The 25843-nt window shown below is 35.6% G+C and carries 26 protein-coding genes and 3 pseudogenes; 6 read left to right on the forward strand and 23 right to left on the reverse strand.

Annotated elements, in window-relative coordinates; genetic code table 11:
* Positions 1 to 4: 4 nt before the first annotated feature.
* Together J2S10_RS21085 and J2S10_RS21090 are read right to left on the reverse strand one after the other, a co-directional pair.
* Positions 5 to 1555, reverse strand: a complete 1551-nt coding sequence (locus J2S10_RS21085; RefSeq protein ID WP_307411973.1) for a hypothetical protein — start codon at positions 1553 to 1555, stop codon at positions 5 to 7.
* A gap of 12 nt (positions 1556 to 1567) precedes the next feature.
* Positions 1568 to 3322 carry a hypothetical protein gene (locus J2S10_RS21090; RefSeq protein ID WP_307411976.1) on the reverse strand — a complete coding sequence of 585 codons (1755 nt, stop codon included), beginning with the start codon at positions 3320 to 3322 and terminating at the stop codon, positions 1568 to 1570.
* Positions 3323 to 4152: 830 nt separating this feature from the next.
* Between J2S10_RS21090 and J2S10_RS21095 the strand changes: the two genes are divergently transcribed.
* Complete coding sequence (locus J2S10_RS21095; RefSeq protein WP_307411979.1) at positions 4153 to 4362, forward strand: hypothetical protein; 210 nt, start codon at positions 4153 to 4155, stop codon at positions 4360 to 4362.
* 132 nt (positions 4363 to 4494) lie between these two features.
* On the opposite strand, the gene J2S10_RS21100 is transcribed toward J2S10_RS21095, so the two are convergent.
* The 14 genes and pseudogenes from J2S10_RS21100 to J2S10_RS21165 form a co-directional block, all read right to left on the reverse strand.
* Complete coding sequence (locus J2S10_RS21100) at positions 4495 to 5928, reverse strand: HNH endonuclease (protein ID WP_307411981.1); 1434 nt, start codon at positions 5926 to 5928, stop codon at positions 4495 to 4497.
* Entirely contained in the window at positions 5928 to 6353 is a 426-nt protein-coding gene (locus tag J2S10_RS21105; RefSeq protein WP_307411985.1) for a DUF6884 domain-containing protein, read from the reverse strand. The genes J2S10_RS21100 and J2S10_RS21105 overlap by 1 nt, the downstream gene beginning before the upstream one ends.
* A gap of 18 nt (positions 6354 to 6371) precedes the next feature.
* Positions 6372 to 7247: a hypothetical protein gene (locus J2S10_RS21110; RefSeq protein ID WP_307411988.1), complete on the reverse strand. Its 876-nt coding sequence runs from the start codon at positions 7245 to 7247 to the stop codon at positions 6372 to 6374.
* Positions 7248 to 7414: 167 nt separating this feature from the next.
* Complete coding sequence (locus tag J2S10_RS21115; protein WP_307411991.1) at positions 7415 to 8404, reverse strand: restriction endonuclease; 990 nt, start codon at positions 8402 to 8404, stop codon at positions 7415 to 7417.
* 1058 nt (positions 8405 to 9462) lie between these two features.
* Positions 9463 to 10242, reverse strand: a complete 780-nt coding sequence (locus J2S10_RS21120; RefSeq protein ID WP_307411996.1) for a DUF6602 domain-containing protein — start codon at positions 10240 to 10242, stop codon at positions 9463 to 9465.
* Between the two features lie 753 nt (positions 10243 to 10995).
* Complete coding sequence (locus J2S10_RS21125; RefSeq protein WP_307411999.1) at positions 10996 to 11346, reverse strand: hypothetical protein; 351 nt, start codon at positions 11344 to 11346, stop codon at positions 10996 to 10998.
* The gene (locus J2S10_RS21130) at positions 11328 to 11465 is read right to left on the reverse strand and encodes a hypothetical protein (protein ID WP_307412002.1); all 138 of its coding nucleotides are present in this window, start codon (positions 11463 to 11465) and stop codon (positions 11328 to 11330) included. The genes J2S10_RS21125 and J2S10_RS21130 overlap by 19 nt, the downstream gene beginning before the upstream one ends.
* Positions 11466 to 11615: 150 nt before the next feature.
* A pseudogene (locus J2S10_RS21135) lies at positions 11616 to 12257 on the reverse strand (L,D-transpeptidase family protein); the annotation flags it as partial.
* Between the two features lie 319 nt (positions 12258 to 12576).
* Positions 12577 to 13011, reverse strand: a complete 435-nt coding sequence (locus tag J2S10_RS21140) for a J domain-containing protein (protein WP_307412005.1) — start codon at positions 13009 to 13011, stop codon at positions 12577 to 12579.
* A gap of 53 nt (positions 13012 to 13064) precedes the next feature.
* The gene (locus J2S10_RS21145; protein ID WP_307412008.1) at positions 13065 to 13862 is read right to left on the reverse strand and encodes an XdhC family protein; all 798 of its coding nucleotides are present in this window, start codon (positions 13860 to 13862) and stop codon (positions 13065 to 13067) included.
* Between the two features lie 25 nt (positions 13863 to 13887).
* Positions 13888 to 14757: an FAD binding domain-containing protein gene (locus J2S10_RS21150; protein WP_307412010.1), complete on the reverse strand. Its 870-nt coding sequence runs from the start codon at positions 14755 to 14757 to the stop codon at positions 13888 to 13890.
* Positions 14742 to 15218: a (2Fe-2S)-binding protein gene (locus tag J2S10_RS21155; protein WP_307412013.1), complete on the reverse strand. Its 477-nt coding sequence runs from the start codon at positions 15216 to 15218 to the stop codon at positions 14742 to 14744. Before J2S10_RS21155 ends, J2S10_RS21150 begins: the two co-directional genes overlap by 16 nt.
* Positions 15215 to 17377 carry a xanthine dehydrogenase family protein molybdopterin-binding subunit gene (locus J2S10_RS21160; RefSeq protein ID WP_307412016.1) on the reverse strand — a complete coding sequence of 721 codons (2163 nt, stop codon included), beginning with the start codon at positions 17375 to 17377 and terminating at the stop codon, positions 15215 to 15217. Before J2S10_RS21160 ends, J2S10_RS21155 begins: the two co-directional genes overlap by 4 nt.
* Positions 17378 to 17711: 334 nt before the next feature.
* Positions 17712 to 17972, reverse strand: a pseudogene (locus J2S10_RS21165) (AlwI family type II restriction endonuclease); the annotation flags it as partial.
* Between the two features lie 278 nt (positions 17973 to 18250).
* On the opposite strand from J2S10_RS21165, the gene J2S10_RS21170 reads away from it, so the two are divergent.
* On the forward strand, positions 18251 to 19675 hold the full coding sequence (locus tag J2S10_RS21170; protein WP_307412020.1) for an amino acid permease: 1425 nt from the start codon (positions 18251 to 18253) through the stop codon (positions 19673 to 19675).
* Between the two features lie 199 nt (positions 19676 to 19874).
* On the opposite strand, the gene J2S10_RS21175 is transcribed toward J2S10_RS21170, so the two are convergent.
* Positions 19875 to 20474 carry a nucleotidyltransferase family protein gene (locus J2S10_RS21175; RefSeq protein WP_307412022.1) on the reverse strand — a complete coding sequence of 200 codons (600 nt, stop codon included), beginning with the start codon at positions 20472 to 20474 and terminating at the stop codon, positions 19875 to 19877.
* 382 nt (positions 20475 to 20856) lie between these two features.
* On the opposite strand from J2S10_RS21175, the gene J2S10_RS21180 reads away from it, so the two are divergent.
* Positions 20857 to 21624: a DUF3891 family protein gene (locus J2S10_RS21180; RefSeq protein WP_307412025.1), complete on the forward strand. Its 768-nt coding sequence runs from the start codon at positions 20857 to 20859 to the stop codon at positions 21622 to 21624.
* A gap of 484 nt (positions 21625 to 22108) precedes the next feature.
* On the opposite strand, the gene yjcZ is transcribed toward J2S10_RS21180, so the two are convergent.
* A complete protein-coding gene (gene yjcZ / locus J2S10_RS21185; protein WP_307412027.1) occupies positions 22109 to 22240 on the reverse strand; it encodes a sporulation protein YjcZ in 132 nt (43 codons plus the stop codon).
* A 437-nt stretch (positions 22241 to 22677) separates the two neighbouring features.
* Between yjcZ and J2S10_RS21190 the strand changes: the two genes are divergently transcribed.
* Together J2S10_RS21190 and J2S10_RS21195 are read left to right on the forward strand one after the other, a co-directional pair.
* Positions 22678 to 22947, forward strand: a complete 270-nt coding sequence (locus J2S10_RS21190; RefSeq protein WP_307412030.1) for a hypothetical protein — start codon at positions 22678 to 22680, stop codon at positions 22945 to 22947.
* A 382-nt stretch (positions 22948 to 23329) separates the two neighbouring features.
* Positions 23330 to 23536 carry a hypothetical protein gene (locus tag J2S10_RS21195; protein WP_307412034.1) on the forward strand — a complete coding sequence of 69 codons (207 nt, stop codon included), beginning with the start codon at positions 23330 to 23332 and terminating at the stop codon, positions 23534 to 23536.
* Positions 23537 to 23655: 119 nt separating this feature from the next.
* Here J2S10_RS21195 and J2S10_RS21200 read toward each other — a convergent pair whose 3' ends face one another.
* The 5 genes and pseudogenes from J2S10_RS21200 to J2S10_RS21220 all read right to left on the reverse strand — a co-directional run.
* Complete coding sequence (locus J2S10_RS21200; RefSeq protein WP_307412037.1) at positions 23656 to 23745, reverse strand: YjcZ family sporulation protein; 90 nt, start codon at positions 23743 to 23745, stop codon at positions 23656 to 23658.
* Between the two features lie 298 nt (positions 23746 to 24043).
* The gene (locus J2S10_RS21205) at positions 24044 to 24178 is read right to left on the reverse strand and encodes a hypothetical protein (protein ID WP_307412041.1); all 135 of its coding nucleotides are present in this window, start codon (positions 24176 to 24178) and stop codon (positions 24044 to 24046) included.
* 77 nt (positions 24179 to 24255) lie between these two features.
* Positions 24256 to 24333 (reverse strand): YjcZ family sporulation protein, encoded by a 78-nt coding sequence (locus tag J2S10_RS21210; protein ID WP_307412447.1) that lies wholly within the window; start codon positions 24331 to 24333, stop codon positions 24256 to 24258.
* Positions 24334 to 24411: 78 nt separating this feature from the next.
* Positions 24412 to 24537, reverse strand: a complete 126-nt coding sequence (locus J2S10_RS21215) for a YjcZ family sporulation protein (protein WP_307412044.1) — start codon at positions 24535 to 24537, stop codon at positions 24412 to 24414.
* Between the two features lie 93 nt (positions 24538 to 24630).
* A pseudogene (locus J2S10_RS21220) lies at positions 24631 to 24723 on the reverse strand (VOC family protein); the annotation flags it as partial.
* 435 nt (positions 24724 to 25158) lie between these two features.
* Between J2S10_RS21220 and J2S10_RS21225 the strand changes: the two are divergent.
* Entirely contained in the window at positions 25159 to 25713 is a 555-nt protein-coding gene (locus J2S10_RS21225) for an NADPH-dependent FMN reductase (protein ID WP_307412048.1), read from the forward strand.
* Positions 25714 to 25843 lie beyond the last annotated feature (130 nt).

A 25843-nucleotide genomic window follows, 5' to 3' on the forward strand; every position in this document is an offset into this window, starting at 1 on the left:
TAATTCACTCCTGAAATGGGTTTTCTACAATTGCAGTTGAATCTGATAAATCCCTTAAAAGTCCTGAGTCTTTTAATAAATCTTGAAATTTTTCGGAGTTTGCATTAAACATTGTTAAATCAAGACTGTTGTTTTCTGACCAATGTTTCTTCGCTTCATTTGGACCGATTATAATTTTAAAATGTTTATAACACTTGTCTAAAAATGTTGTATATAACATTCTTTCTCCGGGAGTCACCAGTGATAAGACTAATATTTTCGTGATTTCTTCATTAATTCCAAAACGCATACTTCCTCCCTTCGGGGGTACAACGAAACCAAGCTGTTTACCAAGTTTTCTAATTAACCGATTAGTATCTTTAGAAGCATCTTCGTAAATGGCTTCCTCTGCCTTATTCGACACACTCTTATCCATATAATTCTGGATATTTGCTTGATGTACGGCTCTAAATACATTTTCCTCTAGCTTTTCGTAAGAGGCTACTGCCATTTTTCTAATTTGATTACCTGGATTATTGATTACGTCAATTAGCCATTCAGCATTATCTTTTCCCTCTAATAATAATTGCGCTTGTAGACACATCATTCGCATTACTTGTAATGCGATCAAAGAGGAAAGCATTTCTACTTTTTCTAAAGTATTTATAGAAGAAGAGAGAAGGTTAGTTAACTCTTGAACAGTAAAAGCAGCTCTATTTCTATAATTATCAGGTATCCATTCCATACTTTTAGTGACATAATCTATTTTTTCTATGAACGAGTCTTGGTCTCCATCTAATTCCTTGATCTTGTCGTGACGCCAACTATTTTGTATAAATTGTGCAATTTGGCTAAGTTGGGGGATTCCGGTTATTAACTCTTGTAAATTCTTTTCTAAATTTTCCTTTAGATCAGGTTTTTCCTGAACTCCTTGTAAGACATGAAGATAATAAACCTCTCCACCTCTTGCCATAAACGCTCTGTAATTAAAATCAAATTTGCCATCAATGTCCTTAAAGCTTGAATTTTTTTCTAATTTTTCTCTATCACTTTTCTTTCCTATTGCCTCACAAAAAATGAGTTCTGGTGCTACAGGTAATAAAGATTGAGCAAACCAGGAACGTTTCCCGATAATGGCGTTAAATCCATATAATAAATCTTGAAGTATATTTAATAGAAAATCTTCCTGTTGGTTTGAATCTATCGTAAGTTTGCCCTTTAGTATTTCCCTATGGTCTTCCAATGCATTAATGTCAACTTCAAAACGTTTTTCTATTTCACTGCGATTTAGAAATATAAAACGTTTTAATCCCATTCTTGGAGTGGGGAAATAAAATAACTGATTTTCACCCGCTTGTGACAAAAACTGAAATTGATGACTAGCATCCATATAATCCTTTTTCCCCAAGCTTTTAGGAGAAGCGAAAATCACTAAGAATTCTAGCAAATACTCATACAAGGTCTGATCCCTAAACAACCTTTGACCATATGTCTGGATTTGTAAGTTTTCCTTTAAAATATCTTCATTTTTTTTGAAATTTGGAAAGATAATATTTTTACTAGTTTTAATAATCATTAATGATGCTCCTTAATCTACAAATATTTCTGATTCACCAATTTGTAGCTTGACTAATTTAGGACCTTTAAGTGTATGAATTAAAAGCCTTATTATCTCTTCGTTATCGTTATATTGATACTCAGAAAACAACTGTGATTTCATTCTATCAATACCATGACTAAGTGAAGGATTAATCTTTGAAGAAACAGCACCTTTTGCAATGTGGTTAAAGTAATCTAGTAACATTAATGGTACTTTGTATTCCTTTTTACTAGTAAAACCAATATATAGTTCGTAATGATTTTCAGCTGCATCAAACACTGATTCCTTATACTTTTGAATAACAGAAATATCGTTATTATTTAGCTCACCTAATAACAGTTGAACATTTTGCATTCCAGTACCTTGCCGTTGTAGCGGCAAGTATATCTTGTCATTATCGTTTTTTGAATGTGTTCCTACTAGTATGTAATGTAGCGCCTTATACAAAGTAGATTTTAAAATCCTACTTTCCTTAATGTTCCATTTATTTTCTCTAAATGACAAATAATTACTAAAAATAGGAGAAAATAACTCATTAAATAAACCATTTAACCCTTCTTTATTATATTGACCGAATAAAATATTCATCCTCCGAACAGCTTTCCTCAATAGGTAGGGTTCTTCAAAAAGCATGTATTCAGTAGGTTTGAGTTTATACTTTTGCATTCTTTTTTCCCAAATCGACGAAATAATTTCTTGAGTCTCCGAAGAAAGATGGGAAAAGTCATTTCTAGCAAAAAAATCGTAATCATAAGATGTTTCTTTGCTGTCTAATTCAAGATGCTGTAATTCTTGAATAGCTCTAATTTGTCTAGCTTCTTCATAAGCAATAATACCTATATATCCAAAAAATAAATTACTAAAGTGGTAATTAAATTTTCTTTCTATACCATAATTTTCAGAAATAGATTCACACTGTTGATTGCCTGTCATAGAATACGACAACTGCGCAAGGATTTGACGAATAGTCAAACGACGATCTGATTCAAATAACCAACGATAATAACTTGTTGCAAATAAACTAATATTCCTTTTATTTTCCTTTACAGAATTATAATTATTATAAATTGGACATACCGGTCTTTTGGGACAAGTTTCACATGTAATCCAAAGTTCATCAGATGTAATTTTGTCTATAAACTTTGGTACTAATACGACATTATCTATACGGGCCATATTTACTAACAATATGTCAAAATCCCCAATATTGGCTTCTTGCCCCACATTCTCATCCATTAGCTTAAGGAGTTTCATCTCTGCTTCTTCTTCAGTGACAGTATTAATATTGCCATTTTTAATTAATTGCCTAAACGTTTCTATTAAGGGTCCTGTGTTAGATACAACTATTGAAGACATACCTTTGGTTTTTCCTAAAAGTGCATGTTTTAACAGATTAATTTGTTCCTGCTCTGATAGTTCACTCATATCTTTTATGTAAAAAAAGTCACGACCTAACTCACTTGCAAATTTCTGATCATATTTCTTAAGCCCTTCTTTTTCATCAAAAATATTAACAGCCTTTAAAATTTGATAAACTAAGCTTGTTTTTCCATCACCAGCATGACCTGTTAGAATTACACATGTGGGTTTTTTCGATAACTCTTTTGCTAAATAATTGCCTAAATCTCTTTCAACGTGAAATTTCTTATAATATTGATTAGTAACTTGAGCTTCTGCCAACGCATTCTCATTTGAACTGTTTGCGTTATTCAGTGAATTTAGGTATGTTACAAATCCATTCATTTTTTCTATTTGCCACCTTTACCTAGAACAGTAATAATCTAAATATTACATTCATATTAAAATTAGCTTACAATTATATACATATATAAATTATCTTAACATATTTTTTGTCAAAGATAGTAAAATCTTTATATTTTAATTTACTTTTAATTCTAATATTCTATAGATTGGTAATGATCTTTTAATTCAATTTTAGTTCTACACAAACAAAAAGCTATGATTACTATACAGAAAAAGCTTCCATATTAGTCCAGAAGCAGATCTGTGCTTACATCTCTATTGGTATTAATTTTCCTTTCTATCTTTATACAATGAAAAATGTTTGGAGTGTGAAAATCTCCATTTTTCCAGTTCCTCTCACTCTGGAATAACTAATAAATCAGGTGAAACAGCAACGTTTACTGATTTTCTCTCTAAATTTCATCGCGGAATTCCAAGTTAAGTTCATCAAAATATATTCACCTATCTACCTAACGCCCTGAAGGGTTCTCTCTTAGCAATCCTGTAGATCGTTATTTTTCGACTTTGAAAAAAATAGAGCTCCACAAAACGAATTACTTCATTGGCTTACAGTTTTTAGTGAGATACCTGATAACCATAAAGATGAGTTTATGTTAAAGGCTTGCGTTTATTCTTCTATGTCACATGAAAAAGCAAAAAACCAATATACAGACCAGTCTATGAAACGTAAATTAAAACTTTCCTTTTCAAAAGAAAAACCGGACGAGCTGCAGAAAAACGTGAATGAACCTATTTCTTCTTCCTTATCTTAACTATAGCCATTATTTAGTTCTAACAAGAGACTTGTAAAGGGAAAGTGGTAATATTTCTTGGTTGGTTTTGACTATTGGATTAGCCAAAATGATTTTATTAACCTATCTCCCAAAAATGTGCAGAATATGATTAAAGCTACTAATAGTATTCTTAGTAAAACTGAGGAGCAAAAACCCGCCCTTTATTTATTTGAGTTTGAAAAACCTTCTGAAACTAAAACCATTACGGATAACGAACTAGTAATTATAAACAAAGATAAAAAATAAGTAAAAGAGTTTCCTTAATAAAGGAGACTCACTTAGCTTACATAATAATAAATAAAACAAGGATATCCCTTCACTTTTGGAGAAAATGGGATATCCCCATTATATAAATCCATCGAAGATTAAGGCTACTTTCTACCACATAATTATTTCCTTTAATTGGTCAAGAGATAGGACATTGTCCTTCTGCCTATGAACCATCCGATGACAATTGGAACAAAGCGTAACCAAGTCTTCAGCAGGATTGATATCCATTTCCTCTTTCAGTGTACTAAGCTGCTTTACATGATGTACTTCAATGAAATCTTTCCCATGTTCCCCGTATACCTCTTCAAAATTAAAGCCACAAGCCATGCATGTAAGTCCATGGATTTCAATTGCCCTTTGTCTGTTTATAGGGTTTCTTTCATACCTTTTACCATAATAATACCTAACAGCTCCATCTTGGTAATATTCATCCTCCTCTGCACGCTCGGACTCAATATCATTACTAACTGTCTCTAGTTGTTTGTTTTGGATGCCCTTACCTTTGTTAAAAAGGTCTTCTAGGACTTTAGTCTTTTCATTTTGCCAAGCATCTGCATTTGGTCTGTCCTGCTTATAATGAACCATGGTAATGTCATCAATTGAAACAGCTGGAGCATATTCTAACAAAAAACGTATTCCCATATCTTTTGCGGGTGTTAACAGGTTTTTATGATTCCTATCATATACATAATCTTTTTTAATGACTTGATGATTTTCTAGTACAATTACTCTATAAATAATATTTTGGTGAGGAGGTGTAAGATTTTCAGGATTTTTAACAGTTAAAATATAATACTTTGTTTCTAGTTTTCCCTTAACATACTCTTTTTTAGAAAAACTTCTATTAAACTGAATGTAGTCAAATTCGCCTGGAACAGCACTGTTTTCTATAATTTCAGATGCTATATGTACTTCGAATTCATTATCACTGTATTTGGTAAATTTCATCTTTAATTTGCTCTTTGTTAAAGTCCCTTCTTTAAAACCTTCGTATTCAACCGGAAAGTCATCTCTAATTGCTTTTGCGAAATCACCTGCCCAAAGTAACCTTGTTCTTGGGTTATCAATCTTATCCATAATAAAATTAGCTTCATATTGGGTATCACTATAAATTAAAGTGGTCCTTCTTTTTTCTCCTTTTTCCATATTCTCTATTTCAAAGAAATATCTTATATCCATTGGGATACCAGTTCCTTTATGTAAAAAAGATGATTTATCCATCTCCTTTACTGCAACGATTGGGGATATGATTGTCCATGAATGGCTTCCATGCTCATGTTCTCTTTCATTTGATTTAATTTCAAAACCCAAATCCGATAAATAAGAATTCGATTCTTTTCCACCACTGAATTCTGAAGGGATCAATTCATGACCATTTGCATATTTATTAGCGAGCGTTAAAACATACTTTGGAGGATAATGCCGCCCTTCATACAAAAGATTAAACTTGGTTGAATTCCTTTCTTCTGGGACTCCGTGATTGTCGATTTCAGATATAGCGCTTAATACATGTTCCCTTTTAATATTTTTTGGAATTGGCATTATTTTACCTCCTCATGTCTTTCAGTATAAAACCTTAATTGTTCTCCAATAGCCTTTCCTTCAAGAGGAACATTAACTAATATACCTATGTCCCGCAATGGTTTAATAAGATGTTCCCTATATTTGTTACCAGCATAGAAGTCAATTTCGTTAGGCTTAATTTTAACTATGTCCCTTAGGACCGATTCAGCCCAAAATTTTCGCTCCCTTATGTTCATCTTGTTGAGTGTAACATCATATGGTTCGATTACCTTATCCTTTGAAAGGAGTCCGTATTTTGCTGATAAAACGTACCAATCATCATAGTCCTTTGCTTCAATGTAGTTTACTGCTTTCTTAAACAAAGTTGATTTACTATACAGCTTTTTCGCCTCACATGGATACTCTTCTTTTAACTTAGTACAACTTACTAAGGCAATTTTCATTTTTATTCCTTCCCCTTTTTAAAAAGGTAATGAATCGTCGTCATCTCGAATTAAAAGACGTTCGTTATAAAAATCGGTTAATTTATTCAGCTCATTCCTAGTAAAATTTGAATTTCGAATTATATCATAACAATCTTCCCATGATATCCATCCAATATGTTTACTTAGAGTCTCCAGTTGCTCATGTAAATTTTTGTCGTCATACCAGGATTGTATAGTTCGAATATCTTCCGCTAAAGCCTCCAATTCGTTCTTATATTCATGCATTTTATAGTAATACAATCGGCTTCCTGGATATTCCATATAAATAGCTGGTGTTATGAGCAAAAAATAAAAGTTTTTTACATCAAAGTTCATGGAAGCCAATCCCACTTCGATACTTCTAGCAATTTGATTACGGGTTGTAAAGTATGTAGTTTGGTAGGAAATGTCTGAAGTAAACTTACACTCAATAAAAATCTTTTTCTGATTGTTAAGGGTAAGCGTGCAATCAAAAGTGGTTTTGCCTTCTATCACCTGTTTGGATTTACTTTCTTCCCTTAAATACTTGACGGGATTTTGAAAAGTCTTACTTCGGATTGTTTCCATCACCTCTTTAGTGGGGGAAATGGCCTTTTCTAGTTCTAATTTTACTTCTGCTAAGTCAGTCCAATCATCATCAACAAATCCTTTTTCCAAAAGTTTTCTCCAGCTTTTGGGTCCATTTTTATGTAAGAACGCCATTGTATATAAGGTAAGTAAGGTTTCATCTTTTTCCTTTTGATGAGCAAACCTTTTATTTAAACTCGAAAGATTAGTATCCCTATTAATCAATGACTCAATCCCTTTTATTCTTTTTTCCTTTTCACTTGAAAACAATGATTTTAAAAACTCTCTATCTAATATTAGGTTCATACATTATTGCACCTCCACCCTAATCCTATATTTACCATTGTAATATAATTCCTGCACCATTCGAAGTGTATCATCAAATTTGTTCTATATTTTTACAATAGAAAAAGGGACCGCCTTCGATTAAGAAAAAAGCACCTACCATATTTGGTAAAGTGCTTTAGTAAAATTTATTCAGGCACATATATTTTCTGAAGTGGCAGCAATGACCTTGTATCGTTTGGCATTTTCTCATACCAGAAAACTATCATATTGACTAGTTCTTCTAAATCCAATAGTTTTACGTTATGATGTTTAGCTATGGCTTCAGCATGTGAGGTAAAGCCCCCAGTTGAAACAAATAAACAGCTTGCATCCAGTGGATGTGCACCTAATAACTGTTGAATTTCTGGACCAGAGGAACTTGACTTACGATGTTTTACCTGAACCTTTATGATTGGTCTTTCAAAGCCCAATGCATCTTTGTGAGCCAAGATATCAACTCCACCATCAGGACCTTTTTTGCTTACCTTTACGTTATACCCCATTGCTTGAAGTAATCCTGCTACAAGCTCTTGCATTTGCCAGGCATCTAATTTATCGACTTTATCCTGGATTAAGGTAAGGGCTTTTGAAACAAAGTCTTCAATAATAAAATCCTCATCGTCATCGTCAGAAGGCGGAGGAATAATTGGATTTTTATCATTATTTTTTAAAAGATTATCAAACTCGGTTCCCCAATCATCAACACGAAAAACTGTTAAAGTTGAACCAAGTGAATTTTTTGCAGCCTGTGATAAGAGGTCCCTTGACACTTTTTTCTCTTCCCATTTAACGCTGATACAGTTTGGATAGTAATCACTTACAGCAGTGCTGTCATATTTATGAGTTCCTGTTACCTTTCCCACTATGTATTCCCTTTTGTCTCTTGCATAAGACAAAATTCTATCGCCTATCTCTATTTCATATGCAAATCGCCAGACTTGACTTGCCCAATTTATTCTTGTTCCAGGTTTTTCTCCGTAATAGATTTCATGGGCCTTTTCAATAAAATCATTTCTATTTCTAAATTTTTTAGGGTTATCAAGATCTGCCCATCCAATTGATGCTACTCCTTTTTCTAGCCATAAAGAAATTAGCTCATTATTATCTCCTGCTCTTACCATCCACCATCTTGTCATTTATATATTCCCCTTTAATTAAATTATTGTTATTAACCAACAAGTTCGGAATGAATGGGACATCTGCTAATTCATACCTATAAAAAGGATTAGGTTCATCCCAATTGGTTGGCATTTTTTTTGTTAATAAGAGAGCAACCTCTTCTAATGTAACCGTACACACATAGTAAAACTTATACATTAAATTATATATGAACGGTTCAGTTATGGTGCTTGACATCGTTGCTTATACCATATTGTTAACTTATAAGTTTTTAGGGACCATGTGGTCGAACCTTAATTTGTTTTGCAATGGAGTTCCTGACTTTGCATTTAGAGAATTAAAATCAGCCATTTTATATTTTTGGGTTGATAATCCTTTTTCTCGGAAAAAATTCGTTTTGACAACATACATTTCATCACCAATTGCCTTCGAGCTAAAATGGAAAGCCCTTAATGCTTCAACTTGAAATTAATTTTTTACGGTAAGGCTTTCCTTAATTCGCTTACTTAAATATTGGCTGTACTCTTCTCTGTTAATTGTTGCATTTTTCGTTTTTCTAGGAGAAGGATGGAATCGTTTACTTCCTGCACTTTCAACTCATCAGGGTTCTTTATATAAATACCATTTAGCCTTTCCCATTAACCACTTCTTCTTATTGCCCATCCAATCGATATGGGGCACGAATCATCGTTATAATCCAAAATATACCCTGATAAAACGGAGAGGATTTAAATCGCTATACTATTTTTTGTCTTGTTTATCTTCCCCCTGGTTCTACCATTAAAACATTTCTGGTTCGATACCTTAAAATCCAACCGTCGCTTTAACCAAAGTCCTACAATACCCAATAAACAGTATCCGGAAGCTTGGTGGTAGAACTCTCGATCACGGTAAATTGATTAATTCAAGAAAATCGTTATTTCCAGGATACTCGACACCAGAATGAGTGTCTTCTAAAAACCATTTCAACACATCATCAGAATAATCTCTGGCAAGATAAGTCCGCATCAATCACTGAACCATTTGTTCCTTGATAGCCAATTCCCACAACCTATTCAAGAGAGCTTATTCCTAATCATCCTCGTGAAATGGGAACTCTCAGTTTCATCTCCAAGTGTTTTAATCTACGTGTTTCTTTACCTTCATTAACTGGATATAAAAAATCACTAAGGTTATCACTTAAAGGCTGATTTCTACTTTTTATATGAATTGTTTCAATAAGGTTAGAAATAAAATATCCAAAGGATAGATTCCTTAATTTATAAAATGAAAAACACTCAAGCTCATCTATGTCTTCAGGATTTCCTTCCCCCCAATATTTAACGAAAATATCAGGGCCAAATGTAATGTGGTTAATATATCCATTATTACTTAACAAAGCATGTTTTACAGTATCGGGAAGAACTCGATTTTCAGAAAAGCTAATGTCAGATTCATAACCGAAGATACCATTAAAAATATTATTTCCAATTATTTCACCATTCTTATTCGCTTTAATAATTGCATTACTGCACTTTTCATTTGCACTCAGTTTGGACTTTACTTCAATAATCCCATAAATACTTTCAGGTAATGCTATTACAAAATCCCCTTCAGAAAATAGAGTAGGTATGCTGTTATCATAGATAATTAAATCAATTTGACTAGTAATTTCTTGTCCATTACTTACAAATCCTGTACCAATGGAAATATTAGACGGTAAAACCTTTTTTAAGTAATTCATTAATAATACTTCTTTAAATCTCCCATCTTCTCCCCAATGACGATTTCCGATAAAGTATCTTACTCTATTTCGACTAGCCAATAATTCTGCTGTGATCGATTCATGATATGCTGTAAAATCACTGTTTCTCATTTTAAAATCTCCCTTAATTCGGTTTCTCCAGATAGAAGTTTTGGAAAAAGAGTGTTTATTAAATCACCCGAAGTTCCGATTGTTTTTTTTAAAAGCATCAGATACATAATTTTAAAAAAACATCCCAAGTACTCCGTGTTAATATTCAGATGAACCCATTCTGCCGAGCGCAAATTATCTGACAATAGCCATAGCTTTCCTTCAAATCCAATATTTGCTGTAGATCAAGTTGTTCCTTAACTATAAAAAACCTCTAGTTCTATTGTAATGGAAATCAATGATATTTGAAATTCTAATTCCTTATTAATCGTTGTAGTTATTAGAAAGCATTTTACTAGACATAATACAAATAACCCATCAATTTCATTTTCCATACATATCATCAGTCTAATCTTACTTTCTCAAAAATCCGTCACCTAAAGCGGAATTTGCAAACTTGATGAGAAAATAAACTTAAGGGATTAATGAATCTAATTAGAGGGCTACAAGGTTTGATAACAAAGATTTATAGCAGGTATCTGCAAGTATAAACTTGGTGAAAAATATCTAATACTTACCTTTCTATATTACTGTTTAATTCCAAAAGGGATTACTTATTCATGTACATCTTTTTAATACCATTGTAAAGATTAAACGGAACAAGTTATATCCTTTTCTGAATAGGCGTACGTGTGTCGTCGACTAATTTTGGACGGGTGCACTCAATAAACATAATAAAAGCCCCCACGAAGGAGGCATTGATAGAGTAATTTATTATTCTTTGTTAGACTCTCTTTTCTTACTAACCATTATACTTTGAATACCAAGCAGGTACTTTTTCGTTGAACGACTTCCATTGGGTGAATATTTAAATGATATATTCGTCCTTTCGAGGTTATCCATTAATGGTTGTAGGGTCTCATCACGTATAACCCAGATACATCCGCCCTTTTCTCTCTGATCTATGACATCGTATCCCTCAGTTTGTAAATATTGAACTAAAGAAAATGAGTCTAAGTCCTTATTTTCACTTAGTTTGTTTTTATTAGATGCATCCGTTTCAAGATTATCTTCATCAAAAAAGCTAATTTGACTTTGAAAACCTTCTAATTTAGAATCAAACAATTCAGTTTTTTATCCCAAGTGGCATCATTCACTCTTTGGTCATAATCTTTGTCCTCTTCGAAGATTTTCTCAAAAGAAATCACTTTATACTTGTCAATGATTTGCTGTATTCTTTCCAATTCCCCGTTCCCCACTTTCACATGTTCAATACATAATATAGTAAATGATAATCTATTTATGTATCAATTCCCTCACTTGAACGATTTCCTGCATCTTTTTAAAGAAAATACTACTTTTAATTGATTTAATAAAAAATAGACTACCATTCCTTAATAAATGACAACCGGTTCGTTCTGACTAAAATTGTCATACACGGTTTTCATTACACTTGGTGGAGTGTTAACACATCCTCCAGAACCTGCGGTGAGATATGCGTTACTTGCCCATTTTTTTCGCCAGCTGGCGTCATGAAACCCGCATCCACTGAGCGTAAAAGGAGCCCAATAAGATACTGGAACTCTATAGTGTGCCATTCCATATTCACTGCCCTCAAGGATTGAAGGCGATTCTTTAAACATAATATACCAAACTCCTTTTGGTGTATCTTCGCCAACATCATGCCTGCCCCTTACCTACCACGTTTGTTGTAATTGCTAATTGGCCATTTTTTAAATTCCAAATACGTTGTTCTGCAATGGATACTTTCACATAAGTATCGCCAATACTTATTGTTCGTTATCGTATTGTAGCCAACACCTTTAGTTGTGAAACCAGTAGTGTAAATATGATCGGCAACATGCGATTTTTCCCCTTTTTCAAAAGCTTCCTGAATTCGCTTCGTTTCTTTAGGGACATTAATAGCCCAACCGTAAGATTCTCCTTTTACCTGTATGACTGAACCTGAATGTGTTTTAAAAGTGAAATTTTTTTAAGGTTGATTGGGAATTATTAATTTCAGTAATCTTATTTTTATGTATCAATCCAAAATATCTTATAGTTAGATTTTTATTAACAAGTAACTTAATTGTTGTTCATTGGACAAGCAAAGAGAACAGTACTTTGATAAAGATCTTTGCTAATAGTAGGTCTTTTCCATTGTAATTAGGTGTTATGGATAAAACAATTGCAATAGATAAAAAACCTTTTATCACTCCCCAACCAATAACAGTCTTCCACGAAAATGGAACAGATTTTGAGAATTAAACATTAGCAGTCGAAAATCTCAAAAAACCTCAATTACTTATGATACGGTTCACCGCAAAGCATCTAAATGAGGTTTTTTATTTTTTACTATTTCTTTTTATTTAAATACGTATTTCCCAAAACTCCAATTAAAATAAGAGCTGCATTTATGATTACAGGTGTAAGGGTAACTTGTTTTCGATTTTTTCTCTGTATTTTTAGTATATTTATCGAAGGATTCGTTTTAGCGGGAGCTTCCTGATTTAAATTATGTGTGACGTTATGAGCTTTTTGGAAAAGGAGATCGTCATACCTCTTTCTTTTTTCAACATTTTTTAAAAATTCATATGCTTCTTTAACTCTTTTAAACTGTTCAGCGTTCCCTCTTTCTTTATCTGGATGTGCTTCTTTTACTTTTTTTCGATAAGCTTCTTTAATTTCACTAAAAGTTGCATCATAGGGTACGTCTAAAATACGATAGTAATTTCCAATGGTTCCCATGTATTTTCCACCCTCTTGTGTAAAAATAGCTCCTGTTTTCAAATTAAGGTAGAAGCCTTTTTTGTGTGAAGACGTCTACCTTTATTTCTTCTATTCTAATTATCTATTAATTGTATCACTTTTATAGGCTTTTTTTCCTTGCTTACTTTGATGATTTCTCCGATAATACTGATGGCAATTTCTTGTGTTGTTTCCGAGCCAATTTCCAATCCGATGGGAGAATGAACCTGCTCCAACTGTTCTATTGAAACTCCTTCACTTTTTAATTTTTCAAATATGGTTATGACCTTGCGCTTGCTGGCGACCATCCCAACATAGGCAATCGGAAATTGCAGTGCCGTTTTTAGGACAATATCATCACCATCTTTTGTAACAATCACTACGTAAGACTTTTCATTTAGGTTGGCTGCAAGCATTGCCTTTCCAATATCCTCATTCACAAAAAGGTTGGTTGCATTCGGAAAGCGTTCCTTCGTACAATAACCCACCCGGTCATCAACAACGCAATATGGAATTTCAAGAAAATCGGCGAGCTTTGCCAACGCATAGCCTAAATGACCGGCTCCAGCCAGAACGAGTTCAGGCCTGCTTGTATAGACTTCAATAAACACCCGCAACGTTCCGCCGCAATTCATTTGAATTCCGTCTTTTGCATGTTTATTCAATTTGTATTCAACGATTTGCGATTGACCCTTTTGAATCGCCTGTACACTCTCTTCGATGATATAGTGTTCAGCCAAGCCCCCACCGACAGTCCCTTCAATCGTACCATCACGGTATACAATCATTTTTCCAACATGCCTGGGAGTCGAGCCCTTGGATTCAATTATCATGGCTAAAGCAAAGGTTTCGTTTTGACGCGTCAGCATGGCCACTTTTTCCATCAGTAGCATGAATAGCTCCCCCCTTTTTTAAACATTAAGTCGGATGATTTTGCGACGTGCTAAGAAAATAATGTAAAAGATTTAACGCGACTGTTTTTCTGTATAAAGCAGTGGAGCGCTGATCGTCGATTGGTTTAATGATCTTATCGAAGTCTGCCACAACCTGAGCGATGTCTGCATCTGCTAATGGTATGGTATGTCCAAGCAACTTCTTCTCAATATCGATGGAACGAACCATAGTAGGTCCGACCGCCCCGAATGCAAAGCGAACATCATCGATTCGAGCGCCATTTATCCGGATATATCCTGCAAACGATACTTTGGCAATGGCATCGGCATTGCGATTGCCTACTTTCTCAAAAACGACATGAGAACCTTCTTCGAATACGGACGGCAATATAATTTCAGCCAAAATTTCATTGTGATCCCGCCCGACCCTTCGTGGACCTTGAATAAAATCGCTAATCGCTACTACCCGATCACCATTAACAGAGCGCAGCAAAAGTTTTGCGTTGTATACATATAATAATGGCAGTGTGTCACCAGCCGGAGAAGCGTTGCAAATATTTCCTCCCAATGTGCCTCTGTTTCGAATGGCCGGTGCCGCAATCGTTTTAATTGCGTTCTTTAATGGTAGTGGAATGAACGGGTCTTCCAGTAATTCGCTATAGGTACAGCTGGATCCGATGTGGAGATCCTTATGGTTTTGATACACCCGCTTTAGCTCAGAAAGATGATCAATAAAAACAATCGGTTTAGGGAATTTCGGAGGAACTCCCCTTCGACTTTTGTGAAGGACCATGACATCGGTGCCGCCGGCAATGATCAAACAGTTTTCTTTATTCAATTGGCTCAACGTTTGGTCTAAACGATCGAAGCGATACGCGGTTATTTTCTCTGCCATAAGCCGTCCCCTTTTTTAGCCGCTAGGTTAATCGCATCAACAATCATATTGTAGCCCGTACATCGGCACAGATTTCCGGAAATACCTTCACGAATTTCAGCCTCTGAAGGATGTGGGTTTTTGGATAATAAAGCTGCACTTGCCATGACCATCCCAGGAATGCAGTAACCGCATTGCACTCCTCCGGCAATGGAATAGCTCTCATCTAAAATCTTAAATTGTTCCGTTTCCATGACCCCTTCTATCGTTTGAATATCGGCTCCATCAATCGAGCCAATGGGAATAAGGCAGCTGTTTTGCAGTAGGTTATTCACAAATACACTGCAGGCTCCGCATTCTCCTTCACCGCAGCCTTCCTTTGTTCCGATTAAATTAAACTTATCTCTTATTAAATCTAGTAATCTTACATTGGCAGGAACATCCGTTTCTACCGTTCTTCCATTAAGAGTAAATTTAATCAACCCTCTTCACCTTCTTTCATCCAAAGACTGTCAATAATGACTTCCGGTGTAATCGGAATTTGCTGAAAAGAAGTTTGCAGTGCATCCTCGATCGCAGCTTGGACTGCTGGAGCGCCGCCGATTAACGTCAATTCACCCGCGCCCTTCGCCCCGTATGGACCATCAGCATAGGGATTATCAAAGACCTTGCTTTCGATTGGAACAACGTCCAATGAAGTCGGCGGTCCATAATCCGAGATGCTTTTTTGTAGGATTCTGCCTTGCTTTGACGTCATCTTTTCTAGATAACCGTACGCTAACCCTTGAGCCAAGCCGCCGTCAATTTGACCTTTCATAATTCGTTCATCGATGACCTTCCCAACCTCATAATTTCCGTATACTTTTTCTAACTTTACAATTCCTGTTAACGTATCAATTTCTACTTCAACGATATTAGCCCCCCATGAATAAGCCGGGTAGGCATCGCCAGTGAAGGTCAACTCGTTCCATGGAATCATTTCACGGTGAACATAATTCTCCACTACTTCCTGTTCCACCCCTGGTTGCCACTGAGCCTTCAGTTTTTTGGCGGCACGTTCAAGCAATTTTCCCACAATCATTGTCGTCCTGGAGGCTACGGTCGGACCGGAGTCGGGAACCTCTTTTGTATCGGGATTAGGGTACAAAACTCTGTCAAACGGGAGGTCGAGTTCTTTAGCAACAATTTTACTCAGCGTCGTATAAATTCCTTGTCCCATATCAGAATTTGAGATTTTTAACGATACTTGATCGTCCTTTGATTTAACCAGCTTCACCGTTGCTTTAATATGATCTCTTTCGCCGCTGCCTGTAAACCCACAGCCGTGGAGGAACAGCGATGTTCCTATGCCTTTTTTATAGCGCTGATTTTGTTGATTGAAACGCTGAAAGTCTTCTTTTTTCTTTTTGTATTCTGACGATTGGAGCAGGTCCTCAATCATATCTTGCACTAATATTGGGTCGCGGAATTTACCTTTGGTGATGGTGGGGTCTCCTTGTTTGACGAGGTAGTTTCGTTTATATTCAAGTGAGTCGAAGTTTGCCAGTTTACTAAGATGTCCCATATGACTTTCGATTCCGGCAAAGCTTTGTGGAGCACCAAAGCCTCTGAAGGCCCCGTTCGGAACGGTATTGGTTTTTAAGACATAGCCTTTTGCATGGAAATGCGGAATTTTATAAACACCGGCACTGTTTATTAAGGCGCGCTGCAGCACGACAGAGCTCAATCCTGCATTGGCTCCGCCATCAAGAAAGATATCAACACACATGCTCAAAATATTTCCTTCCTTATCAAGGGCCGTTCGATAGTTGAGTTTGGCCGGATGCCTTTTGGTCGTAACCACCATATCCTCAGAACGGTCGAACACGAGCATCACCGATTTTTTGACGGCTTTAGCAGCAACGGCTACGTGACAAGCCATCATCGAAGGAAACTCTTCCTTGCCGCCAAAACCTCCGCCGGTAGGGCTTTGCACCACTCTGACTTCATCGTCGCCACAGGCTAAAGCACTTAGCAAAGCATTTTTTATATAATAAAGACATTGCATCGATCCCTGGACAACAATTTCATCATCCTTATAAATGGCGAGCATTCCTTGTGGCTCAAGGTAGACATGCTCCTGATAACCCGTATCATATTCTTCTTCGATGATTTGATGGGCTCCCTGCTCGATCGCTGAAATGCTCTCAAAGCTTTCCCCAAATTCATAGCTTGCCATAATTACCCCGGATGCCGATTTTTGTTGGATTGCTTCGTCCAATGTATAGATCGCCTGATGTTCTTCCAATTCTATCTTCACTTCATCTAACAAACTGTACAAGATATTCAGGTCTTTTCCAACGAGCATGAGGATCGGCTCACCAATATAATTGACCCACTCATTGGCAAAAATGGGCTGATCTTCTTTGATAATTTTGACATAATTCGGTCCGGGGATATGCTCTGCTCCAACCGCTTCATAGCCTTCCGGAAGGTTTGGTAATTGAATGGATATGATTTTTCCATATGCAATTGGCGACCGAACCAACACACCATAAACCATATTTTCCACTTTCACGTCACTAATATAGGGCAACTGACCAGATACTTTACCTTTATGGTCCTTTTTGGGCACTGAGGTGCTTATGTCTTTGAGACTCATTGCAACAACACCCTTCGACTCATTATTTTAATGGGGACATATGATTTATAGAAACCTCTTCCTACGATTTTATAAATGAGAATGATATTTTATGATTAATATTTATGCTTGAATTGGTTTGTTTTCATTATATTTTTATATGGGGAAACTTTATCTATTTATGTAAGAATTTTTGACTAAGTATTTTAATTTAACTTGTTTATTACTGCTCGAAGCTCGTGCTATACGCTTCAATCAACATGTAAAAAAATAACAACAATAAAAATGCAGCTTGATTCGACCTGGAAAGCTGATCGAATTAAGCTGTGTTGATAAGTAAAAACTATCGGGAAATTTACGTTTTATAATAATCCATGGCTTCAATTAAAGGGAGCTTTTCTTGACTTAATACAAGTCTTTTACCCTGTAGAGAAAAAAGTCCTGTAAATCTGAAATATCTAAAGTTAGTATCTGCATAATCTCTAATACTAGCTGGCAATATGCTAGCTTCCTGTGCCTTTAATTCATACAAATCACTATCAACATTTCTTTTTGCCACTAAACCATGAGCTGAATCCCGTCTATTTCGATGTTTTACAATTTCTTGTACAGCATTTTGAACATCCTTATGCTATGTGTAACTTTGGACAATTGCCATTCAGGGATAGACACACCTTTAGGATTATCTAATTTACTTAACTCATATAATACCTCTAAGGAAAAAAATGATGGTGTTACGCACGACCTTTGTTTAATTTCTTTTTTATTCCAATGAATGTAAGTTGAACCATTAAAAAAAAATACTTGATTGCTTTAGCAGAGCAGAGTAAAATGATCAATGTTGAATAAACATACAATTTGTCGGATGAATATTTCTGGGAGGATTCACTATAAATGAAAGATAATAAGTTGGGTCTTTGGCTTTTAACAGCACTTGTTGTTGGGAACATGGTTGGATCAGGGATTTTTATGCTGCCGCAATCCTTGGCAAAAGCAGCAAGCCCTGGAGGCGTTTTACTGGCTTGGCTGGTGACAGGTGCGGGAGTTTTGATGCTTTCGCTGGTATTTGGGAATTTGTCCCTTCGTAAACCTGAATTAAATGGCGGTGTGCAAATGTATGCCCAAGCACTTTTTTCAAAAGGATCACGTTCCGGGGTAATGTCTGGATATGTTGTCTCTTGGGGTTATTGGATTGCAAACGTAACAGGTAATGTTGCAGTGTTAACAACCTTTATTGGCTATCTTTCGACGTTTTTTCCAATCATGACTAGCAGCGCCAAACTATTTATGATTGGTTCACTTACAGTCAAAGTTGGCGGGTTCATCACTTTAATCATTTCTACCATTGTACTATGGGTCATTAATGCTATTATTCTGCGTGGAATTGAAAGAACAGGCCAGATCAATTTTGTCGCAACTGCAACTAAAGTTATTGGATTCTTGATTTTTATTTGTTTTACCCTGTTTGCGTTTCAAAAAACAAATCTGTTTCCGCTCGTGCAGCCTCGTATAAGCGATAGCGGTGCCCACCTTGGTCTTTTTGGTCAAGTCAACAACGCTGCTGTTACGACACTTTGGGCATTTGTCGGTATCGAATCAGCTGTAATGTTCTCAAAACGTGCACGAAAAATCGCGGACATTAAGAAAGCAACTGTTCTAGGTCTTGTTATTTCATTAGTCATTTATGTAGGTATCACCATGTTAGTCATGGGAAGTTTAACTCAAACAGAATTAATAAATGCTAACAAACCACTTGTTGATGCGCTGCAAAAAGTTGTTGGCCATAATATTAGTTATGTAATGGCTATTTTCGATCTCATGTCATTAACAGGTACAACAATCGGTTGGATCTTCTTAAGTGCAGAAGCTCCTTACCAGGCTGCAAAGCAAGGATTATTTCCGCCAATTTTCAGGAAAGAAAACAAAAATGGCGTTCCATCAGCATCGCTAATTATTACGAACGCATTTTCTCAGGTTTTCCTTTTCTTGACGATTTCAGATACACTCAGCAATGCATATAATTTCGTCGTTCTGGTAGCTACGCTAGCTTACCTTGTTCCTTACGCTGCAACAGCACTTTATCAGGTGAAACTAGTTTTATCGGGAGATACCTATAAGAACGGTAAGGGACGTGTCGCTGATGGTATCATCTCCGTTCTTGCGACGGTGTATTCCATTTACGTCATTATTGCCGGAACTTCCAATATGAAAACATTCCTGTTGGGAATCGCGTTATACGCTGTAGGTATTATCTTATTCCCTCTATTGATGAAATTGCATATTAAAGAATCAGTAAATGCAGGACATAAAGCTGCATAAAATCGAGTGGCCCTTTGGCCGCTCTTTTTTTGTCCGATAGAAAAGCATCACTTTCCTATCTGGCGCAAGTTCAACTACGCCTCTGTCTCCGCCGTTTCGGGCTCGTCAGTCGGCTAATTTTCTAATGGTGCCTGACACCAAATGGCAAAGGAGCCGGTTAATTAAATGTTTGACCGGCTCCTTTCTATGGAAAACTAGCCTACACATTGGGATTCCCATTAATAATGGCTTTTTGGTAATCCTCCGGCGTATCTACATCCATTAATACTCCCGGATCATCTACATTGATGTATTTCTTTTCGAAACCGTTAAGGACCGCACGCAAATTACTTTTTGGATTGGTTTCGAGAATTTTCTGTTTCACTTCGCTTGATAATTTGATGGGGTGACCACCTTTATAATTAAAGCTGGGAATCACTACGTTCCCTTTTTGTTTTGCTATTAGCTGGACGGTCTCTTTTTTGACAAGCGGGCAATCTCCGGGTGTTAATAAGAAGGTTGGGGCATTTACTTCGATGCAGCCCTTTTGAATAGAACTAAACATACCCTGGTTAAAGTTTTCATTATAAACAAACTTTATCTGAAATGAATAGGCATTTTTGCTGATGATTTTTTCAATTTCCTCTTGGATGATTTCCGCTTGAAACCCAGCTACGATAATTACCCTTCTGAATAATCCTTCAAATTTAGATATCGTTTGCTCCAACACAGTCATTTGCCCTAGTGGCAAAGTCATTTTAAATGCATTCGCTCGGCTGGAATATCCAGCAGCTAAGATGATTGCTTCAAAGTTATTCACCTCCGAGGATAGTTCTTGTCTGCCTTTTATTAATAAGAATATTATTTTACTAATTAATTTGATGACACAACACAAAAAATAATGAAAAAATATACAAAAAAACAACTCAAAACCTCGGTTTTCATTGCCTCTGTTGAAAATCCTCGTCCAATTTTAGAATACCCTGTTGGACCAAAGAATTTGTGATCTGTACACCAATAAAACCTGCTTAACTGATGAACATAGTATGTTCCTTCTGATGGGTAGCATTACTCTTGATGTTTGCCAGTATATATAATAATCGAATCGTTGCTGGTAACCACGTTGATGAGTCCTGCGAAAAGATTCCCGAACCTTCATTGATTTATTAACCAAATATAGATCTGCAGAAAGGGAGGAGAACATGATTATTCGTGAACGTGAGCATAGCTTTATTATGATTACTCAACATGACCATGCCAAAATATCAGGGAAAATTGCGGAAAATTGGAAAGGTGATTATTTTTATGGGGTGGAAAGAAAAGAAGATGTGGTTCTCGGTATTTATGAACATGATCGAGCATGGATCGAACCAGATGCCGCCCCTTTATGGAATAGTAACCAGCAAAAACCGTACTCCTTTGTGGATTTTCCCCTTGATTTAAAGGTGGCTTATTACAAAAAGGGAATCGATGAAGTAGAAAAAATGAGCCACTATGCATGTCTTCTTTGCAGTTCACATTATGCTTCCTTTCTTCAATACGAAGAGAATCCAGTCGGAACGAACTTTGTGGAGGAAGAAATCACAAGAAGGCTGCACCTGTTAAAACAGTGTGGGATATTAGGTAAGCTGGGGAAGGAAAAGCAGTTACTGTATCATCAAAGTATATTAAAGTTCTGTGACAACCTCTCACTCTATATTTGCTTAAACGAACCGGGAGCAAAAAAAGAAAAAGAGCATCACTTTTTTCAGAAAGGAATCTCCCCCTCATTCTCATTTGCCAATAATAAACCAATCCAGGTACAATGGACTGATCAAGAAACTGTCTCGCTCTCGGTGTCTCCTATGGAGAAAGAAGTACATGTGCAGTTTAGATTTAAGGAAGTTAAAAAAGAAGATATAATTGCGAACGGGCTTATATCAGCCTATACAAAAACTCCCTATTCCCATACATGTATGATGTTTAGATAAAACTTATTGATGACATCTACCTTTCATTTCAACAATTTCAAAGAATTATTACCAATATTCTTGAACGATAATGAAAAATCCTTTATAAAAATAGGCTATGTTAAAGAATAATGTTGATAGTGCACCATTTTTTAAGAAACTACTTTTAGGAGTTCCTGAATTCACAATTTGCGAATATATTTCATCAAATAAAAAAGCAATAATCCGATTGTCCAACTACTTATAGTGAATCAAACACAACAAAATATAGATTGTGTTGTGTTGAAAAAAAACACTGTGAGGCTTTAGGTTTAAAATAAAAAAAAGCGGTAAAACCACTTGGTTTTATCGTTTTTTATTATTTAAATTAATATGCTGTTAACTCGTTAACATGAAACTATTTTTAGTTGAAAAGATAAATTATCTTAAGTCTTCTCTTTTATACATAAAAAAGATGACATCATCTTTGTCATCTTTTTAATCTTACCGTTTAGTTTATTAAACATTAAATCACACTTGTTAGTACAATAATTAAAAGGATGAACAATACTACTACTAAAACAAAAGTACTGCCTCCATAAAAGCCACCGCCGTAGCCATAACCGCCACAGCCACCGCCGCCATATCCGAAGCCCATATCTTTCACCACCTATCGGAATTCCGAAGAGAATACACTACTATATATATATATTTCTTAAGACAAGAATTGATTGGACAACCGTCATAGTGGTAAGACAAAATTAGCGTTTTATTGAAAAACGCAAAGAAACGTCTGCAATACATGCAAACGTCTCGTGAAGGAAAAATATCTATGCTGCAGGCTCGGTGGTACTAACAATATATGTCCAAAAAATAAAATTGATTGGACAAGTGTTGATAAAAGTAAATTTAGTAGGGAATATAGCCCTTAACTGGATCCTTTTTCTTTTTCTATCCGTCTAATAATCCTCTTTACTAGGTCATAAGATTTTCTGGGGTTATTACCCATTTTAAGTAAAGATAAGCTCTTTTCCTAGGTAGGGGGCATAGCATGTAATCGACTACACATTCTTCTTTCAAAAAGTAGGTGAAAAAATGTATCCAGATTTAAGAGACCATTATGGAATGGGATACCACCCCTATACGATGGGATACGGATATCCTTCTTATGGAACGGGATATGGAATGATGGGTTATCCTTCATACGGAATGGGACACCATGAATACCCATACCATCACTATGGTCATCACCATCACCATCACGGCCACTACCACGGGCATCCACATAATACCCAGATCCAAACAATGTCGCTTCATATGCCAAGCATGATGCCAGGTATGATGACAAATATGATGCATCATTAAAAATCAGAAAGGAACGAGACCGAAACATTTATTTGCGTGCAAACAGATGGAGTTTTTTGGTTTACACTACTATGTTTATTTAAAAAGTGTATACATGGTGACAAAAATTTTATTTTGTTCATTCAGGAAACATCTTTAGATGTTTCCTTTTTAAATTATGACCCACGGAAAGACCACTTGAACTTGCATTAGAATTTATCAAAATGCTTATCGTTACTGATGCATAAGCTAAATTGTATCCAAAACACATACCACTTTCACATACATTTAGGAGTAGTATGGATACTTTAACCTACTTTCCGGTAGAATACCCAATCTATACGTCAACAAATGAATAAAATATAAACGATTTAACATTCTGGAGGGAGGTGTCAGGATCAGGATGTCTGAAAAAAAGAAAAAAGTACTCCGTGTTGATAACTTAATCATTCAAGCAGAAAACGTTGAAATTATTGATAATCGACAAGAAGCCCCTATTAAGAATCATCAAGAAGACCGTTTTCCAAGAAGAGACCCATGGGATAATTTTTTTTGGGGGCGTAAGCCGAGAGAAGCAGTAAAAGAGCAAGAAGGGGAAAAAGAATCATAATTAGTACGATTAGGTAAATAACATCATCCTGTTTTACTAATTCAACAATAGGAATCAAAAAAAAGGTGACTAGGTTAAAACTAGCCACCTTTTGCTTTTTCGATTCGCTTCAGTACAATTTAATATCTCAAGAAAGAAGCTCCGATGATTATAAGAAGAATGAACAACACAACAACTAACGCAAAAGAACTTCCCATTGTTCCACCCATATATAACACCTCCCAGCACTTGCTTATATATATAAATTTCTCAAAAGAAGGTTCGATTGGACAACATCAACGATTTGCCTAAAAAATGCAAAGAAACGTCTGAAATTCATGCAAACGTCTCGTGGAGGTGAAATATATGAATGGTTATGTCTGAATTAATAATAACATATGCACTCTGAATAAAAGTGAATGGACAAGTGTTGATTAAAAGTAAATTAAACGGGGAATATAGCAAAAAAAGGACCTTAACGGCCCTTTTCTTTTTCGGTTTGTCTTATTTTTCATTAAAATCATTTGCTTAAAAGAATCTGCGTCTTCTTTCGAATTCAAAGCGTCTTCTTCTCTCAATTTCGATTTCAATTGGGAAAAACCGTCTTCTTCTAAAGTCGTCACGAAAAAACAGGTCTCTTCGACCAAATCCGAAAATTGGCATTTAATTCATCCTCCATTCATTAAAGAATCTATATGAAAAAGGACTGATTAGCTCAACCTGCCCTTTGTTCCTACAATTTAGTAGCTTATAAAAGAAGTTCCTACAATGATAAGTAGAATAAACAATACAACGATTAACGCAAAAGCGCTTCCCATTCCTAATACCTCCAATAATTGTTTATTTAAATGAACTTTGCTCAAAGTCCTAAATAATACCGTTTGGTTTATTAAAGATTAACAGAAACTAGAAAGTACGATAATTAACAGAATGAACAATACAACGATTAAAACAAAAGTACTGCCTCCATAGAAGCCACCACCGTATCCGTAACCGCCACATCCGCCGTATCCAAAGCCCATATTTTCCACCACCTATCGGATTCCAAAAATAAACACTGTCACTATGTATTTATATTTTTTTTAGACAAGGATTGATTGGACAATCATCATGTATTCAATTTCTTTTTCTCTGAAACGGTTATAAGTCTTATCGACATCTTCAACTTCAAATTGAAGCAAGAATCTTGATTGAGACTCAGCTTCTAACACAATGTGCGGTGTTCCAGTTAAACCATGTTGTCCAACACCATTTGGATTCTAGCTTCTTTTCCCCTTATTGAGGGGTATTTTTATTAACATATACAAAGTAATTTCATACATTATAAAAGTTCGAAGATACAAGATCTCATCTGGTACCTTATAGGTACCTCAGATTGTAGACAAAAGGCATCCGAATGAGCCCATTCGGATGCCTTTTTGTTGAATTTTTGCTCGTAAGAGCAGAATTCAGACCTATCCTACACCTATTTTTACTCCATTTCTGGACTTTTCCATGTCCACTGTTTGTTTAGCAAAATCAAAAAAGACGATTTCTCCCCATTCCCAAGATATTATTACTTAAATACGTAAAAACATGTTTAATTACAAATAACATTAATTAAATTACAATAAAGTTATTTAAAACTAGAATAGGGTGATACCATGAATGAAAACAGAATAAAAATACTCGCTATTTCAGGAAGTCTACGAAAGAATTCTTCTAATACAAACGTTTTATATGCTATTTCTAATCTGAAATCGGAAAATATTGATTTTCAATTTTATGAAGGATTGGAACATCTCCCGTACTTTAGTCCTGAAGCAGATGCAGATGATCCTCCTGCTTCAGTTAAGGACTTACGTGATCAACTTAAACTAGCTGATGGTGTAATAATTTGTACCCCAGAGTATGCGAGAGGAGTTCCGGGAGTTCTAAAAAATGCTCTTGATTGGGTTGTATCTTCGGGGGAATTTATGAATAAACCAGTAGCTGTCATTAGTGCTTCTTCCCGTATTACAGGTGGAGATAAAGCACATGAGTCAATTATGCTTACATTACAGATGATTGAAGCAAAAATCCCAAAAGAAAGTACCTTGCTAATTGGTTCTGTAGGAACCAAGATCAATAGTAATGCAGAAATCTTAGATTGTACGACGAAAGAACAGTTAAAATCAGTGCTTAATTCTCTTATCTCATCTATCCGCAGTAATATTTAAATTTTTGTCCCTAATTTTATTTTAATAAAGTCATATTTTTCACAACTTTTTAAAATCACCGTTCGATTGCGAACGGTGATTCAGCTCGTAACAAATCTCTTTTTCGGAAAGGAATATGAAGAAAAAGAGA

The sequence above is a fragment of the Neobacillus ginsengisoli genome (genome assembly GCF_030813055.1).

Coding starts and splice junctions, on each gene's coding strand:
- J2S10_RS21085 (WP_307411973.1), bottom strand. CDS start 1,555: ATGATTATTAAAACTAGTAAAAATATTATCTTTCCAAATTTCAAAAAA.
- J2S10_RS21090 (WP_307411976.1), bottom strand. CDS start 3,322: ATGAATGGATTTGTAACATACCTAAATTCACTGAATAACGCAAACAGT.
- J2S10_RS21100 (WP_307411981.1), bottom strand. CDS start 5,928: ATGCCAATTCCAAAAAATATTAAAAGGGAACATGTATTAAGCGCTATA.
- J2S10_RS21105 (WP_307411985.1), bottom strand. CDS start 6,353: ATGAAAATTGCCTTAGTAAGTTGTACTAAGTTAAAAGAAGAGTATCCA.
- J2S10_RS21110 (WP_307411988.1), bottom strand. CDS start 7,247: ATGAACCTAATATTAGATAGAGAGTTTTTAAAATCATTGTTTTCAAGT.
- J2S10_RS21115 (WP_307411991.1), bottom strand. CDS start 8,404: ATGACAAGATGGTGGATGGTAAGAGCAGGAGATAATAATGAGCTAATT.
- J2S10_RS21120 (WP_307411996.1), bottom strand. CDS start 10,242: ATGAGAAACAGTGATTTTACAGCATATCATGAATCGATCACAGCAGAA.
- J2S10_RS21145 (WP_307412008.1), bottom strand. CDS start 13,862: ATGCTACTGATGGAAAAAGTGGCCATGCTGACGCGTCAAAACGAAACC.
- J2S10_RS21150 (WP_307412010.1), bottom strand. CDS start 14,757: ATGGCAGAGAAAATAACCGCGTATCGCTTCGATCGTTTAGACCAAACG.
- J2S10_RS21160 (WP_307412016.1), bottom strand. CDS start 17,377: ATGAGTCTCAAAGACATAAGCACCTCAGTGCCCAAAAAGGACCATAAA.
- J2S10_RS21170 (WP_307412020.1), top strand. CDS start 18,251: ATGAAAGATAATAAGTTGGGTCTTTGGCTTTTAACAGCACTTGTTGTT.
- J2S10_RS21180 (WP_307412025.1), top strand. CDS start 20,857: ATGATTATTCGTGAACGTGAGCATAGCTTTATTATGATTACTCAACAT.
- yjcZ (WP_307412027.1), bottom strand. CDS start 22,240: ATGGGCTTCGGATATGGCGGCGGTGGCTGTGGCGGTTATGGCTACGGC.
- J2S10_RS21190 (WP_307412030.1), top strand. CDS start 22,678: ATGTATCCAGATTTAAGAGACCATTATGGAATGGGATACCACCCCTAT.
- J2S10_RS21195 (WP_307412034.1), top strand. CDS start 23,330: ATGTCTGAAAAAAAGAAAAAAGTACTCCGTGTTGATAACTTAATCATT.
- J2S10_RS21200 (WP_307412037.1), bottom strand. CDS start 23,745: ATGGGTGGAACAATGGGAAGTTCTTTTGCGTTAGTTGTTGTGTTGTTC.
- J2S10_RS21205 (WP_307412041.1), bottom strand. CDS start 24,178: ATGCCAATTTTCGGATTTGGTCGAAGAGACCTGTTTTTTCGTGACGAC.
- J2S10_RS21210 (WP_307412447.1), bottom strand. CDS start 24,333: ATGGGAAGCGCTTTTGCGTTAATCGTTGTATTGTTTATTCTACTTATC.
- J2S10_RS21215 (WP_307412044.1), bottom strand. CDS start 24,537: ATGGGCTTTGGATACGGCGGATGTGGCGGTTACGGATACGGTGGTGGC.
- J2S10_RS21225 (WP_307412048.1), top strand. CDS start 25,159: ATGAATGAAAACAGAATAAAAATACTCGCTATTTCAGGAAGTCTACGA.